The organism is Arthrobacter sp. B2060, from assembly GCF_059090445.1.
Genome location: NZ_JBNHFR010000009.1, coordinates 27,804 through 44,946, shown reverse-complemented (window position 1 = coordinate 44,946; position 17,143 = coordinate 27,804). Strand labels below are relative to the sequence as shown.

The window sequence follows — 17,143 nt, the reverse complement described above, 5'->3', positions numbered from 1 at the left end:
ACAAAACGGCGAGTCGCGGCAAGAGAAGCCCTACGGCCCCTCCAGCCACACCATGTTCCACGTGCCGGCCCATACCGCGGCCACCACGGCGCCAGCCGCGATTGCCATTCCCCCGAGCAGCACCCAGATGTCCAGCCGGCTGTAGGTTGATTCGCGGGCCCAGGTCCTGTCAGCGCCGCCGAAGCCTCGCGCTTCCATGGTGACGGCGAGACGGGTCGCGCGGCGGATGGCCTGGACCAGCAGCCCGAAACTTTGCCCCAGGGTGGCGTGCAGCCGCTGCCACGGGGTGCCGCGGGATCCCACACCGCGGGCCCGCCGGGCCATGCCGATGGTTTGCCATTCCTCCGCCATCAGTCCCACGAGCCGCAGGGCCGCCAGGGTCCCCAGGACGAAGCGGTGCGGCAGGCGGGCCTTCTGCGCCAGCGCATCGGCGAGGTCGGTGGGGTCGGTACAGCTCATGAGCAGCACCGCCGGCAGCGCAATCGCCAGGCCTCGGAGCAGGAAACCCACTCCCAACTCGAGGGAGCCTTCGCTCATGGACCAGATGCCGACGTCGAGCAGTATCCTTCCGCTGTCCGGCGCGAGGATTGAGGTGCTCCAGCCGCCGACTGCGGCCGCGACGATCAGCGGCCAGCCGCGCTGCCAGAGCAGCGTGAAGGTTAGTCCGGCCAGCGGGAACAGCAGCAGTTCGCAGGCCAGCGCAACGGAGGCGGACATCCAGTCGATGGACAGCGCGAGCACCAGGGTGATGAGGAAAACGGCAACGAGTTTGGCCAGCGGGTTGGCGCGGGTCAGCAGTGCGCGGTTCCCGCCGATCGTCAGGGCGGCCCTCATGGTGTGGCCGCCTTCGGTGTCCCGACGCCCGGCACACGGAGTTCCGGTGCGCCCAGTTTGAGTTCCGTGCCGCCCAGCACCTGGGTGAATTCCTGGTCGTGCGTCACGGAGACCACGGCGGTTCCGGCATCGAGCAGTTCGGAGAGGAAGGAGGCGAGTTCCGCCCAAGTGTTGGCATCCTGTCCGAATGTCGGCTCGTCGAGGACCAGGACCTGCGGATGGGCCGCCAGGACGGTGGCCACCGAGAGCCGCCGCTTCTCCCCGCCCGATAGCGTGTACGGGTTGGCGTCCACAAGGCCCGTCAGGCGCAGCCTTTCGAGCAGTTCGTCCACTCGCTCTTCCCCGTGGCCCATGTGCCGCGGGCCAAACTGCAGCTCGTCCAGGACCCTGCCGGTGACGAACTGGTGCTCGGGTTCCTGGAAGACCGTGCCGATCCTTGCGATCAGCTGCTCGGCCCGCCATTTGTAGGGATCGATCCCTGCTCCTCGGCTCAGCTCCACGGTGGCCGACACCTTGCCCTCGATGGGAGGGATCAGGCCGGCGAGCGTCAGCGCGAATGTGGATTTACCGGCACCGTTGGCCCCCGTAATGGTCAAGGCTTCACCGGCGCGGACCTGCGCCGTGATGTCCCTCTGGATGGGCAGCGGCGGAACAGATTTGAAGCCGCGTCTCCGCGGACGCTCGCGGGAGACGCCGACGCCCTCGGCCGCCAGGAGCAGCTGGCCGGGCACCAGGTCAGGCTGGCCAGAAACGGGGCCCGGCCGGACCTTGCCGCCTGGAAAGCCGTGCAACCGGTGCCGGGTGGGCGGAACGTACCCCGGCACCCAGACCCCTGCGGCGATCAGCATCTCGCGCGCCTGCACGAGGACCTGGTCGGGGGCGCCGTCGATCAGCACGGCGGGCTGCGTGGTGGATCCCGGCTGCAGCACGATGATCCGGTCCACGAGGTCTTTCCAGACCGCGACCCTGTGCTCCACCACCACCAATGTCGCGCCGGTCTTGTCGAGGCAGCGGCCCACGGCGTCGCAGACCTCCAGGACGCCTGCCGGATCCAGGTTGGCGGTGGGCTCGTCCAGCAGGATGAGCCCGGGGCGCATCGCCAGGATGCCCGCCAGCGCGAGGCGCTGCTTCTGGCCTCCGGACAGGGCCGACGTCGTGTGGTCCAGCGGAAGGTGCGCGAGCCCGACGTCGTCCAGCGCCTCATGCACGCGGCTCCAGATCGCGTCGCGGGGCACCGAGAGGTTTTCGGCGCCGAAGGCGACGTCGTCGCCGAGGCGGGAGAGGACCACCTGCGTTTCGGGGTCCTGCTGCACGAGTCCGGCGCGGCCGCGCTGGGCACGCGGCGGTTCGCCGTCGATCAGGAGGCTCCCGCTTTCGTCCGCGTCGTCAGTGCCGGCGGAACCGCCGTCGTCGCCTGTGCTGCTTCCCGCGGTACTGTCACCGAGCACGCCGGCGAGAGCGTGGAGCAGCGTGGACTTGCCGGCGCCCGAGGGCCCCAGAAGCAGCACCCGCTCCCCCGGACGGATGTCCAGGTCCAGGGCGTTGACGGCAGGTTTCGTGCGGCCGGCGTGGCGCCAGCCCCAGCCGCGGGCGGTGACCGCGGCGGGGCGAACGCCCCCGTGATGATGGGCGGGCATCAGGAGAAGACGGGCTCCGTGGCTGCCTTGCGGGACGCGAACGAGCTCAGCACGCCGGTCTTGGCGAGGCCGCGGGTAGCGACCCAGGACAGCGCACCGGCGATGATGGCGCCCGAGATGGCGGTGAAGATAACGTAGGCCAGCTTGTCGCCGGCCGCGTAGGCGATGTTCCAGCCCCACGGAGCGAAGGAATCGTTCAGGCCGCAGAACAGCCCCGCACCCGCTCCGGCCAGCAGCGAAACGGGCAGGTTGAACTTCTTGTAGCGGAACGCTGCAAAGACGAGTTCCGCACCGAGGCCCTGCAGGAGGCCGGAAATCAGCACCGTGGTGCCGTACTGGGATCCCATGATCAGTTCACCGGTGGCGGCCACGGTTTCGCAGAACAGTGCCGCGCCCGGCTTGCGGATGATGAGCATGCCGAGCACCGCCGGGATCATCCAGCCGCCGGCGTAGAGGCCGGTGAGCGGCGGATAGACCGCGTTGATGGGAGCGGAGATGAGGTTGGCGCCCTGGGACCAGGCCCAGAAAATCACGCCGCCGGCGACGGCGATCAGTGCCGCCACGACGATGTCGGCCACGCGCCAGTTGTAACCGGTCTTCTTGATTGCTGCGGTTGTCATGATGGTCCTCCTGAGGATCAGGAGGGGAAAGCGCTCCCCGGCTGCGGGCGGTGGGTTGCCTGCTGCCGGACACTCTGAGAACTCGACTCCCTTGCGCCGGTACTAGCCGGATCAGGTTCGAGGGTCTGCGGCTGTCCGCACTCTCAGCGCCCTTCCGCGGTTCCCTGGCAATGCCAGTGAGGTCCGACGGCGGCGCTCCCCTGTCGTAATTAATATGCCCTTATGGGCTGATCCAGTTTACACCGTGACTGCCTTGGCATCCCGGGGCTTCAGTCACATTCCGGGAAGTACGACCGCGTCCGCCAGAGGCGGGGCGGTGAGCCGTCCTCGTACCGGAGTACATTGGGGCCATGACGCATGAGGATTCCGGCAGCCGCGCCGTGCCCGCCTTCGACCCTGACTCTCCGGATGAGCAGCCGGCAGGCGCCCTGGAAGCCCTGATTGAACGGATTGAGGGGGAAGTAGCTGAGCTGCAGTTGCCCAGGTTCAGCAAGGATGACGCCCTGACACTCGGCCTCCAGTTGGTGGAAATGGGCAAGCAAAGCAATCTCCCGATAGCCATCGACATCACCAAGGGGGACCAGGTCCTCTTCCACGTGGCGCTCGAGGGGGCCACACCGGACAACGAGGGCTGGGTGCGGGCCAAACAGCGGACGGCGGCACGCTACGAGGAGCCGTCTTTGCTGGTGGGCCTGCGCGGCCGGCTTGGCGGCGGCCGGATCGAGGACAATGCGTGGTTCGACCAGTCAACCTATGCTGCCCACGGCGGGGCCTTCCCCGTCTACGTGCGCGGGGTGGGAGCCGTAGCAGTCGTCACGGTTTCCGGGCTGCCACAGATGGAGGACCACGACCTCGTGGTCCAGGCGCTGCGGGAAATCCACGGCTCCATACGGCTAGGCTAGGGAAAGACCAGTATTCATGACGCAGGGAGTCCCGGAATGAGTTTCTTCATCAAGTTGCTTGGCACTGGCATCAGCCTGCTGGCAGGGTACGCCGGCACCAAGGCCGTGGATACCATTTGGGAAAAGATCACCGGGCGGAAGCCCCCCAAGGGCGACAAGGACGACGTCCCCACGACGCTGCGCACGGCCCTGACGTTCGCCCTCATTTCCGCGTCCGTGAGCGCGGTAATCCAGGTGCTGGCAAACCGCGGCACGCAGCGGGCCATCACCCGCTTCGCCAAGACCCAGGACATCGTCTAGCCCACACTGCGTTTGCTTCGCTAATTCTTCCCCAGTCTTGCCCGAACTCTGCATCCAACCGATGCAAACCTTGATCGTGGCCGCGCATCGTTGACTCAACAGACAACGAAAACCTCGACTGCGAAAGTGATGATGATCAAAGTGGCGACGAAGGCAGAAAAAGCGAACTACCGCTACAGCGACTTCTACTGCTTCATGTCGCTTGCTGACTTCACCACCTACATCTCACGTGATGATGGCGACGGAGATGGTTGCTTTTCAATCAGCGGCAGCAGCGAGCTTGCTCTCTAGGAAAGCTCGCTGCGGCCGCCGGCCCTGGTCCGTCAACTGTTCCTCTATGGAACCAGGTCCGGACTGGGGTACGCCGGGAGCGGCAATAGGGAGTAGCCTGACGGCAAGGCGGGAAGCGGTGCAGTTCCCGTGCGCGCTGCATCGTCCTGCCGTGCCTTCATCGGCTACCGGGAGCAGGAATGATGGACGTTCCGCCACTGATATGGGCGCTGACCGTCGCGGGCATCGTTGCGCTGCTGGCCTTTGACTTTTTTGTCCACGTCCGCCGTGCCCACATCCCCACCCTGCAGGAAGCGGTCATCTGGTCATCCGTGTATGTGGGGATCGCACTCTGCTTCGGGGCCGGAATTTTCGCCTTCGGAGGGGCATCCCCCGGCGCAGAATATTTCGCCGGCTACCTGACCGAGAAGGCTTTGTCGGTAGACAACCTGTTTGTCTTCCTGGTGATCATGAACAGCTTTGGCGTGCCGCGCGAAGACCAGCAAAAAGTGCTGCTGTTCGGCATAGCGTTCGCCTTGGCCGCACGCACTGTCTTCATTCTTCTGGGGGCTGCGCTTATTAATACCTTCGCCTGGGTCTTTTACCTCTTCGCACTGATCCTGCTGATTACCGCAGGCAACATGCTGAGACCCGACCGCTCGGAGGAAAAATCCGCTGACAACATCATGATCCGGATGACCCAACGGCTGTTTCACACCGCGGACTACTACGATCGCGACAAGCTGCTCACGCTGCAGGACGGCAAACAGACACTGACTCCGATGCTGCTCGTGATGGTGGCCATCGCCGGCACCGACATTCTCTTCGCGCTGGACTCGATCCCGGCAATTTTTGGCCTGACCGAAGACGTCTTCATCGTGTTCACGGCAAACGCGTTCGCGCTCCTGGGCCTTCGCCAGCTGTACTTCCTGATCGACGGCCTCCTGAACCGCCTCATTTTCCTCTCCTACGGCCTGGCGCTGATCCTGGGGTTCATCGGCGTGAAACTTTTGCTCCATGCCCTCCACGAAAACAACGTGCCGTTCATCAATGACGGCGATCCAGTACCGGTAGTCGAGTTCGATACAGCGCTCTCGCTCACAGTGATTATTGCCGTGCTGGGCGTCACAGTTCTCGCATCGCTGCTCAGTCCCCGGGGGAAGGCTCGAGCGGTCGTGTCCGCCGCCCGCCGCGATGTCGTCAACTACCTCGACCCCGGTTACACCAATGATCTCGGGGAACGGAGCCGGATCTTCGCGAAGCTGGTCGCGGAAGAACAACAGATACGCAGGTTCGGCCCCAAACACCGGCGGCAGGCAAAGGACGAGAAGGAACTGATGGACCTGATAGCCCGGGCCCACCGACAACATGATGGGAAGGAGGGCCGCTCCGACGGTTCCGGCGGTTCCGGCGGTTCAGACGAGGGTGGTTGAGCCCTGGAGCCCTTGCTGCCTTTGCTACCTTGCGATCATGACGTTGCAATGTGCGTGCGTCAGGACGGTGGCCAGGGTTCCGGGATGGCCTTCACGCTTGGGCGCCCCCAACACCAGCAGTTCCGCATCAGTCCCCGCGTCGACGAGCGCCGCGGCCACGGAGTGGCCGGAGAGAAGTTCCTCCGAAACAGCCAGGCCGGGATCGAGCCCCTGCACGTGGAGCATGGCATTGCGCAGGACGTCCCTGCCGTGAAACTGCGCGGGGGCATGGCGTCCCCAGGCCGGCATCGGCGGGTCCACGTGAACGATCCGCAGCTTCGTCTGCAGGGTCTGTGCCACACTGACTGCCTGCTCAAGGACCTTGCTGCTCCTCAGGTGCCCGTCCACGCAGGCGATCACCGGTTTTCCTTCCGCACGCTCGGCGCGGACCACCACCACAGGGCCGGGACACGTGCCGGCCAGGCCGACGGACACGGAGCCCACAAGCTTTCCAAGGAAGCCGCCCAGCCCGCGGTTACCGACCACCAGCAGGTCCGCAGCCGGGGATTCCTTGCGCAGGACATCCGCGGGCAGGCCGGCAACCATCCGCGGTTCTATGTGCAAATCGGGCGAGATGCCGCGGGCAAGTTCCACGCCTTCGGAAAGAATGGCCTCAGCTGCGTGCCGTAACCCGCTGTCGGCAACTCCCTTCACCGGCCCCACGTCGTGAGTGAACATGGGCCAAATCCAGGCGTGCACGATCCGCAGGACGGCCTGCGATGCCATCGCGTACTCTGCGGCCCAGCGCAGGGCCAGCTTGGACTGGTCCGAGCCGTCATAGCCAACTGCCACTGTCTTGCCCATTGTTACCGGCCCCCTGACTACCCACGCCAGCTCACCCGGACCCACGGAATGCCCTCGGTCCCAATCGCTGGTCCTACTCAATTTAACGCCCCGTTGCCCCCGGATCTTCCCAGCGTGAGGGCGGCCGCCCAATTGTCAGCGCGGGATGGCGGGCCCGACCGTTCCTGCCGCCCCGTCCACTGTCACCGCATCGCCGGTGCGGAGACGGGTGGTCGCGTCCGGGACGCCCACCACGGCAGGAATGCCGTACTCGCGGGCCACGACTGCCCCGTGCGAGATCACTCCGCCCATCTCCATGACCAGGGCTCCGGCTGTCAGGAAGAGCGGGGTCCAGCCCGGATCCGTGGAGGGCGCCACCAGGATTTCCCCGGGTTCCAGGTGCGCGCCGACGGGGTCCAGGATGACACGCACTGTGCCGGTGGCGGTGCCGGTCGAGGCGGGCGTGCCTGCCAGGATTCCCTCTGCTCGCGGCCCCGCCGTAAGCGCGAAGGCAGCTTCGACGTCTGTCCCGTCGGAGAGCAGTAACCGGGGAATGTGCCGGCGGCGCAGTTCCAGATCGTAGTGCCGCCGGCGGCTGCCCACGATGCCGGACAGATCTGCGCCCCGCAGCCCCACACGAAGTTCGTCGAAGATGAGGAAGAAAACGTCCTCGGGGGCCGCAATTCGCCCCGCCCCCGCAAGGTCCTTGCCCACCTCGGCGAGTTGCCGGTGCATTTCACCCAGGACCACCACGACGTTGAACTTCGGCAGCTCCCGCAGGCCAGCCAGCTGCCTGGTTCGGTGGAGGCAGAAACCCACCAGCCGGCCCCGCAACTTCCCCTTCGCCTGTGCTTTTTCGACCATGCGGCGGATGGCGGACTCGGCCTGTTCGGCGGCGCGGGCGAACTGCCGGTCCGGCGCCTGCTCCGGATCCTCCACCCGAAGGTAGTTGGCGATCACGCCCAGAATATGGGCCGGATGCTCCGACCACCGCGGCATGCCAAGGTCGATTTCGGCCACCGCCCGGTGACCGTACTTTTCCAGGAACCCGCCAACACCGGTTTGTGCCAGCGCGGGAAGGGCGCGCCCACCGTAATCCCGGGCCAGATCCTCCGGGCTCTTTCCGAGGAAGGCAGTCCGGGAATCGGGATCCCGGCCGAGCAACGCGGCCAGCTGCCACAGTTCCAGGTCCATTTCGGTGGTCACATTGTGCGGCAGCCCGCGAAGGACGGATTCCAGCTCCCTGGGCTCTACGATGCCGCGAAGCAGCCGGCGGGCGGCGGCCAGCAGCAGGTAGCCGACGGCGGGGGCGGGCAGGGTTGCGCCGATCAGTTCCTCGACAGTCCCGCGCATGATGCCTTCGACATGATCGAGTCGCTTCTCGCTCGTCAGTGCATCTTGGTTCCTTGCCAGGTCGGTCCGGAGCCGCGTGCCGTAGGCCTGCGCCCGGCGCAGCTCGGCTTCGGGCCGTACCACCGCCCGGACCATCGAGGGCAGTATCTTGGCCATCGCGGCCAGGTTCTGCACGTCGCCGGCATTTCGCTTCCGTTGGTCCTTTGGCCGGGAGTTGCGGTCTCCCCTGGGCTCCTCCTTCCGGGCAGCTGACAACTTCACAGCGAAGCGGGGATCCTCCATCAGGGCCGCGAGCAGGGAAGCTGATCTCCCGTCCGCCAGGGGAAGCATCTTCAGCAGGGAGCGCCTGCCGCGTTTGCTGTGGAAGGCGGGGGTCAGGTCCACGTAGAGCCGCAGGCCGGGGGTGGCGTACTGCCGCCACGGCCCCCTGTCGCCCCGCATCAGGTTCAGTGCGGTGAGCCCCATGGGCGTGATGGGCCGGGTCAGACCCTGCAGGAGACTGGCACACAGGTAGACGCGGGTGTCCTCTTCGGCCAGCGCTTCCCCGTCCGCGAAGTCCTCAGATCCAAGATCAAATCCGGTGGAGGGAAGGCCTACCGGCAGCGGCACGGGCCGCGGATACAGCGTGGTGACGGGCCGTGACTGGGTCAGCCAGGCCGTCCCGGCGCGATCAATGACCCACTCGACGTCTTGGGGCGCACCCAGGAGTCGCTGGGCGGCCGTGCCGAGCGACGTGAGTTCGCGGAGGTGCTGGGCGTTCAGAACCGGCCGGCGCGCCCCGCCGTCGTGCCGGATGCCGTCCGGGCGGCTACCGTCCACCAGCCGGCCCGTGGCCGTCTGGATCACGAAATGGTCGGGATTGACCGCACCGGAGACCACGTCCTGTCCGGCTCCCTGGTGGGCGTCAATCACCGTCTCGCCGCGCGTTCCGGTCACAGGGTTCGCGGTGAACAGGACGCCCGCCGTCGCGGCCTCGACAAAATCCTGAACGACGACGGCGAGACTCACCTCGCGGTGGCTGATCCCGTTGGCTGCCCGGTACACCACAGCCCGGTCGGTCCAGAGCGAGGCCCAACAGCGGCGGATCGCTTCCAGTACCCCGTCGACACCGGTGACGTCCACGAAGGTGTCATACTGTCCGGCGAAGCTGGTGAACGGCAGATCCTCGGCTGTGGCGGAGGAGCGAACGGCCACGGCCGTGTCGCCGCTCGTCCCTTGCTTCCGCCCCTCCATGCCCATAGCGGCGTAAGCGGTACGCACGGCGGCATCCACCTCCGGCGGAACCGGCGCTGCGTTCACGAGTTCCCTGGCCTCGCGGGCAAGCCTGTACAGATGCTCGGCATCCCCGGGGCCCAGGTCTGCGAGACGGGCCGCGAGGACCTCCAGTTCCGCAGGCACAGCAGAGCGGTAGGCGGACGTGGTCAGGCAGAATCCGGTGGGCACCGGGAGCCCGGCAGCAGCCATCCTGCCGAGATTCAGCGCCTTCCCGCCCACGAGAGCGGGCGCCTGCAACCCGAGATCGGCCAACTCCACCACGAGCCTGTCCTGGGAATCGTGGCGTGCGGAATCCTGGCTTGGGTGGCCCATGGCATGCTCCTATGAAGTGTCCGCCAGCTCACCGATGCCATGCTGCCGGTTCACCATCTCGGTGATCCAGATGGGCGCGAACGGAGAGGTGCAGCCCGGGGGTGTCGGGTAATCCTTGAGCACCTCCAGGCGCTCACCGATGTCCATGGCGCGGGCACGATGCCCGGCGTGCTCAATCCCGATCTGGGCCAAGCAGTGGTTCATCGCCCACTGCAGGCGATCCGGGGCCTCCCTCATCTCCGCTTCGATGATGTCGAGCAGCCCTGGGAGGTCCAGCCCGTCGGGCTTCTTCGCCACGCGTTCGGTGGTCAGCGCCCATCCGGCACTCGCGACTATCGGATCCGGATCGGCGAACCAGGTCACGCGCAGCTCTTCGGAGTGCGGGGTCTTCTTCACCACATAGTTCACGAGCCAGTCCTGCACCTTGGGAGTGCCCGCCTGGCGCAACATGGCGTCCAGCTCACCGCGCTCGAACGCCTTCGGACGGCAGATCAGAATGGCCAAGAGTCGCGCCGCGGCGTCCCCGGTCTCCCACAGCTCGCGTGCAAGCTCCTGCTGGGTCTTCAGCCGCTTGGCCAACGCGCGCAGCTTGCTGAGGTTCACGCCGTGGTCGTCTCCGTGCCTGGCGTTCACCTCGCGGATCCTCGGATCCTCGAGCTCGGCCAGTTCGGCCTTCACCTCAAGAACTGTCGCCCCGGTCACCGTGGTCTGGGCCACCTCAGCCTCCTGTCCGTCGCATGTGGGACCAGCCTACGACGGCGAGCCGGGCTACGGTGGCATAAATGTGGCGCGGCCTGCGCAACCCCGCCTGCGCAACCGGTCAGCGCAATCGGTCAGCGGCCGCCGTCGGAATCCTGTTCCCTGGCCGCCTCGGCGGCCTTCAGCACCACGGCCTCAAGTTCATCCGTGCTCAGCAGTTCCTTGTGGAGGTGCTTGGTTCGGTAGCCGGCCCGGCCCACCATGTGCGCGGACACCGGTACGGTAAGCAGCTGGAAGATCCAGGCCACCAGCAGTACCGGCCACACCCACCATGTGCGGAGCTGCAGTCCCACGGCGGCCAGCAGCAGGAACAGGCCAAGCACCTGCGGCTTGGTGGCGGCGTGCATGCGGCTCATCAGGTCCGGGAACCGCAGCAGGCCAATCGCAGCGGCCAGGGACATGAACGCCCCCACGATCATGAAGACGGCGGACACCACATCGATGATGGTATCCACGGCGCTGGCATCAGGATGCATTGAGTTGCTCCCGCCGGTCGGCGACGAAGCGCGCCACGGTCACCGAACCGATAAACCCGATGACCGACACGGCAACGAGCAGCATCAGGTTGTTCAGGTGCCGGTTGACGGCCATGTCGATGCACAGCGCCGCACCCAGGATGGCAAGCAGCACGTCGGCCGCCAGCACCCGGTCCAGCAGGGAGGGGCCACGGGCGATCCGCACGATCGCGCCCGCGGCGGCGAGCGACAGCACCACAGCGGTGACGGTCAGGACGAGTTCCATCACGTGCCGGCCTCCAGGTTCAGTGCTTCAAGTTCCTCTTTGGTCCCCATGACGCGGATCAGGCCCGCCTCCGTGTCCCGCACTTCCTTACGGAGCTTCTGCACGTCCTCGGCGCTCCGGACGTTCAGTCCATGGATGTAGAGCGTGGAGGTTGACCTGTCCACTTCCACCACGAGCGATCCCGGGATCAGGGAGATCACGTGGCCTGTGGCGGTCACCATCAGGTCCGAGTGGCTCCGGAGCGGAACGGCGACGACGGCGTTGGTCACCTTGGGACCCTGCGCCACGGCCAGATAGAAGACCTGGAAGCTTGCGGCCACCACCCTGCCAAGGAACGCCACGGCGAACGGAATGGCGCGGAGGACGCTGAAGCGTCCGCTCAGCTCCACCGGCGGCAGGTAGAACAGGCGGGCCACCGCGACGGCGAGCAGGGCGCCGAACAGCAGGTTGCCCGGGCTGAAATCCTGCCACAGGGCGCCCCAGACGATGACGAGCCAGACGAGCAGCGGCAGTTCCTGCCGCAGGGAGATCCGCCGCCGGCTCATTTCCCACCGCCGCTCAGGCTGCTGCCGTTGAGCGCAAGGTTCGGCACCGGCGTCTGCTGGCCCAGCACCGCGTGGATATACGCGGACCTGTCCAGCATGGCGTCGGCGGACTGGCCGGCCACCTGGAACAGCGGGCCGGCGAAGATCGTGAGCGCCACGCCGAGCACCACCAGTCCCATGGTGGAGCCCACCATGGTCCGGGGCAGAAGGATCAGGCCGCGCTTGCCCGTCCGCAGGCCAGCAGGCGAATCCTCGGCGTCGGCAAGCAGCACGGGATCGGGATGTTCGGCGTCCTCGGGCTTCCGCCAGAACGCACGGTTCCATACGCGTGCAACGGCCAGCAGGGTCAGGAGGCTCGTCACGACACCGCCGATGACCAGCGTGTACGCCAGCGGCGTCCCGAGCTGGATGCCGGCCTGCATGAGACCAAGCTTGCCAAGAAAACCGGAGAACGGCGGGATGCCTGCGAGGTTCATTGCGGGGACGAAGAACAGCAGCGCCAGAATCGGGGACAGCTTCGCGAGCCCGGCGAGGCGGTCAACCGACGAGCTTCCGCCGCGGCGCTCGATCAGCCCCGTCACGAGGAAGAGGCTGGTCTGGATGGTGATGTGGTGTGCCACGTAGAACACGGCGGCGGCGAGGCCGGCCACGGAGGACATGGCCAGCCCGAACACCATGTAGCCGATGTGGCTGACGAGGGTGAAGGACAGGAGACGCTTGATGTCGCTCTGCGCAATGGCGCCAAGGATCCCCACCACCATGGTCAGCAACGCGGCGATCATCAGTGGAGTGTTCAGGGAGTCGCCCGGGAACAACAAAGTTTCTGTCCGCACCATCGCATAGACGCCAACTTTGGTCAGCAGGCCTGCGAACACGGCCGTCACGGGGGCCGGCGCGGTCGGGTAGGAGTCAGGCAGCCAGAACGACAGCGGGAACACGGCTGCCTTGATGCCGAAGGCCACCAGCAGCATGACGTGCAGGAGCGTCTTGGTTCCCTGGTCCAGCTCGGCCAGCTTGATGGCAAGGTCCGCCATGTTGATGGTGCCGGTGGCCCCGTAGATCATGGCAATGGCGATGAGGAACAGCACGGAGGACACCACCGAGACCACCACGTAGGTGACGCCGGCACGGATGCGCGGGCCGGTTCCGCCCAGGGTCATCAGCACGTAGCTGGCCGTCAGCAGGATCTCGAACCCGACATAGAGATTGAACAGATCACCCGACAGGAACGCGTTGGACACACCGGCCACGAGGATCAGGTACGTGGGGTGGAAGATCGACAGGGGCGCGTCCTCGTCGCCGTCGGCCATGCCCTGCCCGGTGGCGTATACGAGGACGGCGAGGCTCACCGCGGACGACACCACCAGCATCAGGGAGGAGAACTGATCCACCACCAGGACGATTCCCCACGGCGGCAGCCATCCGCCGATGTTCACCGCCTCGGTTCCCCCGTTCCAGACCGAGGCCAGCAGCAGGCACTCGAGCAGCAGGGTGAGCGACAGCAACGCGATGCTCACCGCCCGCTGCGCACGCGAATGCCGGATCAGCACGAACGTCAGCGCCGCGCCCAGGATGGGAAGAACGACGGCGAGCGGGGCCAGGCTTGTCAGGCTCACTTTCCGTCTCCTTCCGGGTGGTTGTTGATGGTGGCGGAACCTGGTTTCTCTTCGTGCGCGGCGGCCTCCCCGGAGATGGCGCGGCCGCCCGCCGGGATGGTTGCTGAATCCGGTATGGGAGAGTCCGACACTCCCCCTCCGTCGGCGCCGAGCATGGTGAGCGGGAACTCCGACGTTTCCATGGGGATGACGGCGTCGTCCTCGGCGTCGAAGCTGGGGGTCGCCGCCACACGGCGGTCCTCGACGTCGTCCTGGATCTCATCCTGGCGGGCCAGCACCCAGGTCCGGTAAATGATGCCCAGCATAAAGGCGGTGACGGCGAAGGAGATCACGATGGACGTCAGGATCAGCGCCTGGGGCAGGGGGTCGTTGTAGGCGCCGGGTTCCGTGTCCTTGCTGAAGAACGGGGCCAGTCCGGCATACCCGCCGGTGGCCAGGATCAGCAGGTTGGTGGCGTTCGCCAGGAGCATCAGCCCCAGCAGAACGCGTGTTAGGCTGCGTTCGAGAATGAGGTAGATGCCGCACGCATAGAGGGCACCCATGACGGTCAGCAGGGTGAGGTTGACGCTCATGCCTCTCCCCTCCCGGTGTCCGCGGGGACGGGAGCGGACTCCCACTCGGCGGCGGGGTGGACCGCTGCCGCCCGTTCGGGCCGGATGGCCGCGGGTTCTTCCTCGAAGTGTTCGTCGATCTCGGCCCCCAGGCTGCGCAGCACATCCAGCACCAGCCCGACCACCACGATGTACACGCCGGTGTCGAAGATGGTGGACGTGACAAATTTGATGTCCCCAAAGACCGGCAGCCACAACTCGATGATGGCGCTCTGGAACACCTGGCCGCCCAGCAGCAGCGGGGCGACGCCGGACGCCGCGGCCGTTGCGAGTCCGAGGCCCAGCAGTGTTCCGGCACTGATGGGCGTGGCCTCACGAAGCTCGTAGCGGCCGCCTGCCAGATAGCGCAGCGTGAGGGCCAGTCCGGCCATGAGCCCTCCCGCGAATCCGCCGCCGGGAAGGTTATGCCCGGCCAGCAGCAGGTAGAGCGAGAAAATGATCATCGAGTGGAACATGAGCCGCGTAACCACTTCGAAAATGATGGAACGCCGCTCCGGAGCCAGAGTCCGGCCAGCCACCAGCCATGCGTCCCGCGTGGAGGCGGCGAACTTGCGGGTCAGCGCCAGGGCGGCGCCGTCACGCGAGAATTTGTCCACCCCGCGGCGCCGGCCCACGGTGCCTTCCTCCACAGTGGACGACGCACGGATGCCGTCGCCGCGGCCGCGGAGGAAAATCAGACTGGCCACGCCTGTCGCTGCGAGCGCGAGCACCGAGATCTCGCCGAACGTGTCCCAGGCACGGATGTCCACGAGCGTGACGTTGACGATGTTCAGCCCGCCGCCGCCCTCGTACGCCAGCTTGGGAAATTCCAGGGAAACAGGTGTGGCCACCCGTGCGCCCATGGCGTGGATCGCCGCGAAGACCATGGTGGCTCCGAACGCCAGCCCGATGATCACGCGGACCACCCGGTACTTGCCGCCGGTGCGGTCCCGGAGTTCGGCCGGCAGGCTCCGCATGGCCAACACGAACGCCACCAGGATGATGGTCTCCACCAGCATCTGGGTGAGGGCGAGATCCGGTGCCCCCTGCAGGGCGAACATCAGGGCAATCCCATAGCCTGTCACCGACACCATGAGCACGGCCAGGAAGCGCTTGTTGGCGCGGACGGCGGCCAGCGCCCCGATCACGATGCCTGCGCCCGCCACGATCTGCAGCGGTGAATTCGGATCGATGAAATACAGCCCCTCCGGCAGCGGTTTCGGCGCGGAGATCAGTGCAGCCAGGGGAAGCACGAAGGCCGCGGTCAGGATGACGGCCAGGTAGAAGTACAGCGAACCGCGCTGCGTGCGGCCCGTCAGCCAGACGGCGACGTCGTCGAGGGCGCCGATGGTCAGCCGGTAGCCGCGGTCGGCGTCGATCCAGTCCGGGACCAGGCCCTGGGCGCGCCCCACCGCCCCGCGGGCGAAGAACATGGCCAGGCCCAGGACAAAGGTGACGGCGGTCAGGCCGAGCGCCGGGGTCAGCCCGTGCCACAGCGCAAGGTGGCCGGCGGCACCTGCCTCAGTGCCGGCGTCGGAGGCTGCTTCCGTGAACAGGGCGGCGTACGGCTGGATCCACGCGTCAACGGGCGCCGGCCACAGGCCGTAGACGATGGTGAGGACGCTCAGGACCGCCGGGGCCGCGAGGAAGGACGGCTTGATGGCTTTGAACGGGGTGCGGTCCACACCTTGCTTCACCGCGAAGGCACCCCAGAAAAACCGGGCGCTGTAGGCGAAGGTCAGCACCGATCCGAGCACCACGCCGGCCAGGACCACCGCGCCCCACGGCCCGTGCCCCGGCTCGCCCGCGAAATGGACGAATGCTTCCAGCACCGACTCCTTGGCCACGAAGCCGCCGAGCAGCGGGACCCCGGCCATGGAAGCGGCACCGATGCCGGCCACGATTGCGAGTGCGCGGGAGGACTGGAAGACGCCCGACAACTTGCCGATGTCGCGGGTGCCGGCCTGGTGGTCGATGATGCCCACCACGAGGAAGAGTGTTGCCTTGAACAGTCCGTGGGCCAGCAGCATGGCGAGGCCCGCGAGCGCAGCATCAGGCCTGCCCAGCCCCACCACCATGGTGAGGAAGCCGAGCTGGCTGACCGTGCCGTAGGCCAGAATGAGCTTGATGTCGGTCTGCCGCAAGGCGCGGTAGCCACCGACCAGCATGGTGGCGAGGCCCAGACCCAGGACAAGCGGCAGCCAGTACTCCGTCTCCGTGAATCCCGGTGCCAGGCGCGCCACGATATACACCCCGGCCTTCACCATCGCCGCCGCGTGCAGATACGCACTTACCGGGGTGGGTGCCGCCATGGCGCCGGGGAGCCAGAAGTGGAACGGGACCAGCGCGGATTTGGTCACCGCACCGATGAGAATCAGGACGACGGCGGCGCCCACGGCTCCCGCGGCCTGCCCGGTGACCAGGTCCGGTGCCTGCTCCAGGATGGCCGAGATCCGGTACGTTCCGGCGGCGGAGCCGAGCATGATCAGGCCAACGAGCATCGCCAGTCCGCCGGCCGTGGTGACCATGAGCGCCTGCAGGGCCGAGCGCCGCGCCGCGAGGCGGGTCCGGGCATAGCCGATAAGGAGATAGGACAGGACAGTGGTGAGTTCCCAGAAGATGAACAGCAGCAGCAGGTCATCCGCCGTGACGAGGCCGAACATCGCACCGGCGAACGCGAGAAGCTGGGCGCCGAAGCCGCCCAGGTACTGGTCCTTGTCCTTGAAGTAACGGGCGCAGTACAGCAGCACCAGGGCGCCCACACCGAGCACCAGCAGGGACATGACCCATGCCAGGGCGTCCAGGCGGAAGGCGAATTCGATGCCAAGGTCGGGGATCCACGGGGTGACCTCGCTGGCGTGGCCGCCGCTGCCGTGCGGGCCCGCCGTCGCATAGACGGCGCCGTGCTGCAGCAGCAGCCAGACGAAAGAGCCGGCGGGCACTGCTGCCAGTGCATAAAAGGAACTCCGGCCGAATTTCCTGAAGATGAGGGGCGCCACAGCAGCAACCGCAAAGTGCACGGCAAGGACTGTGATCACTGTTATCTCCGCAAAGTCAGGAATTCGATTATCAAAGTTGGAGCAGGCGGTCAATCGTTGGGTTCGGTCCGGACAGTTTATCAAGGGGGCACTGAC

The 17,143-nt window shown here is 66.7% G+C and carries 16 protein-coding genes and 1 riboswitch; of the genes, 4 read left to right on the top strand and 12 right to left on the bottom strand.

Annotation, left to right across the window (positions count from 1 at the left end):
• Nucleotides 1-30: 30 nt before the first annotated feature.
• The 3 genes from AC5RUM_RS15525 to AC5RUM_RS15515 are packed head-to-tail and all read right to left on the bottom strand — an operon-like array spanning nucleotide 31 to nucleotide 3,091.
• On the bottom strand, nucleotides 31-834 hold the full coding sequence (locus AC5RUM_RS15525; protein ID WP_494035767.1) for an energy-coupling factor transporter transmembrane component T family protein: 804 nt from the start codon (nucleotides 832-834) through the stop codon (nucleotides 31-33).
• Nucleotides 831-2,471: an ABC transporter ATP-binding protein gene (locus AC5RUM_RS15520; RefSeq protein WP_494035766.1), complete on the bottom strand. Its 1,641-nt coding sequence runs from the start codon at nucleotides 2,469-2,471 to the stop codon at nucleotides 831-833. Before AC5RUM_RS15520 ends, AC5RUM_RS15525 begins: the two co-directional genes overlap by 4 nt.
• Nucleotides 2,471-3,091, bottom strand: coding sequence for an ECF transporter S component (locus AC5RUM_RS15515; RefSeq protein ID WP_494035765.1), 621 nt, complete (start codon nucleotides 3,089-3,091; stop codon nucleotides 2,471-2,473). Before AC5RUM_RS15515 ends, AC5RUM_RS15520 begins: the two co-directional genes overlap by 1 nt.
• Before the next feature lie 70 nt (nucleotides 3,092-3,161).
• Nucleotides 3,162-3,303: riboswitch (TPP riboswitch) on the bottom strand.
• Nucleotides 3,304-3,441: 138 nt separating this feature from the next.
• Here AC5RUM_RS15515 and AC5RUM_RS15510 point away from each other — a divergent pair.
• The 4 genes from AC5RUM_RS15510 to AC5RUM_RS15495 all read left to right on the top strand — a co-directional run bounded on the left by AC5RUM_RS15510 (nucleotide 3,442) and on the right by AC5RUM_RS15495 (nucleotide 5,996).
• Nucleotides 3,442-3,993 (top strand): heme-degrading domain-containing protein, encoded by a 552-nt coding sequence (locus AC5RUM_RS15510; RefSeq protein WP_494035764.1) that lies wholly within the window; start codon nucleotides 3,442-3,444, stop codon nucleotides 3,991-3,993.
• Between the two features lie 36 nt (nucleotides 3,994-4,029).
• Complete coding sequence (locus tag AC5RUM_RS15505; RefSeq protein WP_494035763.1) at nucleotides 4,030-4,293, top strand: DUF4235 domain-containing protein; 264 nt, start codon at nucleotides 4,030-4,032, stop codon at nucleotides 4,291-4,293.
• Between the two features lie 126 nt (nucleotides 4,294-4,419).
• Entirely contained in the window at nucleotides 4,420-4,584 is a 165-nt protein-coding gene (locus tag AC5RUM_RS15500) for a hypothetical protein (RefSeq protein ID WP_400580173.1), read from the top strand.
• A gap of 182 nt (nucleotides 4,585-4,766) precedes the next feature.
• Nucleotides 4,767-5,996 (top strand): TerC family protein, encoded by a 1,230-nt coding sequence (locus AC5RUM_RS15495; RefSeq protein WP_494035897.1) that lies wholly within the window; start codon nucleotides 4,767-4,769, stop codon nucleotides 5,994-5,996.
• 24 nt (nucleotides 5,997-6,020) lie between these two features.
• On the opposite strand, the gene AC5RUM_RS15490 is transcribed toward AC5RUM_RS15495, so the two are convergent.
• The 9 genes from AC5RUM_RS15490 to AC5RUM_RS15450 form a co-directional block, all read right to left on the bottom strand.
• Nucleotides 6,021-6,839 (bottom strand): universal stress protein, encoded by an 819-nt coding sequence (locus AC5RUM_RS15490; RefSeq protein ID WP_494035762.1) that lies wholly within the window; start codon nucleotides 6,837-6,839, stop codon nucleotides 6,021-6,023.
• 135 nt (nucleotides 6,840-6,974) lie between these two features.
• Complete coding sequence (locus AC5RUM_RS15485) at nucleotides 6,975-9,758, bottom strand: PEP/pyruvate-binding domain-containing protein (protein WP_494035761.1); 2,784 nt, start codon at nucleotides 9,756-9,758, stop codon at nucleotides 6,975-6,977.
• A gap of 9 nt (nucleotides 9,759-9,767) precedes the next feature.
• Nucleotides 9,768-10,475, bottom strand: a complete 708-nt coding sequence (locus AC5RUM_RS15480; protein ID WP_494035760.1) for a DNA alkylation repair protein — start codon at nucleotides 10,473-10,475, stop codon at nucleotides 9,768-9,770.
• A gap of 116 nt (nucleotides 10,476-10,591) precedes the next feature.
• The gene (gene mnhG, locus AC5RUM_RS15475) at nucleotides 10,592-10,993 is read right to left on the bottom strand and encodes a monovalent cation/H(+) antiporter subunit G (protein ID WP_494035759.1); all 402 of its coding nucleotides are present in this window, start codon (nucleotides 10,991-10,993) and stop codon (nucleotides 10,592-10,594) included.
• Nucleotides 10,983-11,261: an MrpF/PhaF family protein gene (locus AC5RUM_RS15470; RefSeq protein ID WP_494035758.1), complete on the bottom strand. Its 279-nt coding sequence runs from the start codon at nucleotides 11,259-11,261 to the stop codon at nucleotides 10,983-10,985. The genes mnhG and AC5RUM_RS15470 overlap by 11 nt, the downstream gene beginning before the upstream one ends.
• Complete coding sequence (locus tag AC5RUM_RS15465) at nucleotides 11,258-11,803, bottom strand: Na+/H+ antiporter subunit E (protein WP_494035757.1); 546 nt, start codon at nucleotides 11,801-11,803, stop codon at nucleotides 11,258-11,260. Before AC5RUM_RS15465 ends, AC5RUM_RS15470 begins: the two co-directional genes overlap by 4 nt.
• Complete coding sequence (locus AC5RUM_RS15460) at nucleotides 11,800-13,419, bottom strand: Na+/H+ antiporter subunit D (RefSeq protein ID WP_494035756.1); 1,620 nt, start codon at nucleotides 13,417-13,419, stop codon at nucleotides 11,800-11,802. The genes AC5RUM_RS15465 and AC5RUM_RS15460 overlap by 4 nt, the downstream gene beginning before the upstream one ends.
• Complete coding sequence (locus tag AC5RUM_RS15455) at nucleotides 13,416-13,991, bottom strand: Na(+)/H(+) antiporter subunit C (protein ID WP_494035755.1); 576 nt, start codon at nucleotides 13,989-13,991, stop codon at nucleotides 13,416-13,418. Before AC5RUM_RS15455 ends, AC5RUM_RS15460 begins: the two co-directional genes overlap by 4 nt.
• Nucleotides 13,988-17,047, bottom strand: coding sequence for a Na+/H+ antiporter subunit A (locus AC5RUM_RS15450; RefSeq protein ID WP_494035754.1), 3,060 nt, complete (start codon nucleotides 17,045-17,047; stop codon nucleotides 13,988-13,990). The genes AC5RUM_RS15455 and AC5RUM_RS15450 overlap by 4 nt, the downstream gene beginning before the upstream one ends.
• Nucleotides 17,048-17,143 lie beyond the last annotated feature (96 nt).

Bases quoted from the DNA above. Each gene is read 5' to 3' on its own strand.
- AC5RUM_RS15525 (WP_494035767.1), bottom strand. From the start codon at position 834: ATGAGGGCCGCCCTGACGATCGGCGGGAACCGCGCACTGCTGACCCGC.
- AC5RUM_RS15520 (WP_494035766.1), bottom strand. From the start codon at position 2,471: ATGCCCGCCCATCATCACGGGGGCGTTCGCCCCGCCGCGGTCACCGCC.
- AC5RUM_RS15515 (WP_494035765.1), bottom strand. From the start codon at position 3,091: ATGACAACCGCAGCAATCAAGAAGACCGGTTACAACTGGCGCGTGGCC.
- AC5RUM_RS15510 (WP_494035764.1), top strand. From the start codon at position 3,442: ATGACGCATGAGGATTCCGGCAGCCGCGCCGTGCCCGCCTTCGACCCT.
- AC5RUM_RS15505 (WP_494035763.1), top strand. From the start codon at position 4,030: ATGAGTTTCTTCATCAAGTTGCTTGGCACTGGCATCAGCCTGCTGGCA.
- AC5RUM_RS15495 (WP_494035897.1), top strand. From the start codon at position 4,767: ATGGACGTTCCGCCACTGATATGGGCGCTGACCGTCGCGGGCATCGTT.
- AC5RUM_RS15490 (WP_494035762.1), bottom strand. From the start codon at position 6,839: ATGGGCAAGACAGTGGCAGTTGGCTATGACGGCTCGGACCAGTCCAAG.
- AC5RUM_RS15485 (WP_494035761.1), bottom strand. From the start codon at position 9,758: ATGGGCCACCCAAGCCAGGATTCCGCACGCCACGATTCCCAGGACAGG.
- mnhG (WP_494035759.1), bottom strand. From the start codon at position 10,993: ATGCATCCTGATGCCAGCGCCGTGGATACCATCATCGATGTGGTGTCC.
- AC5RUM_RS15465 (WP_494035757.1), bottom strand. From the start codon at position 11,803: ATGAGCCGGCGGCGGATCTCCCTGCGGCAGGAACTGCCGCTGCTCGTC.
- AC5RUM_RS15455 (WP_494035755.1), bottom strand. From the start codon at position 13,991: ATGAGCGTCAACCTCACCCTGCTGACCGTCATGGGTGCCCTCTATGCG.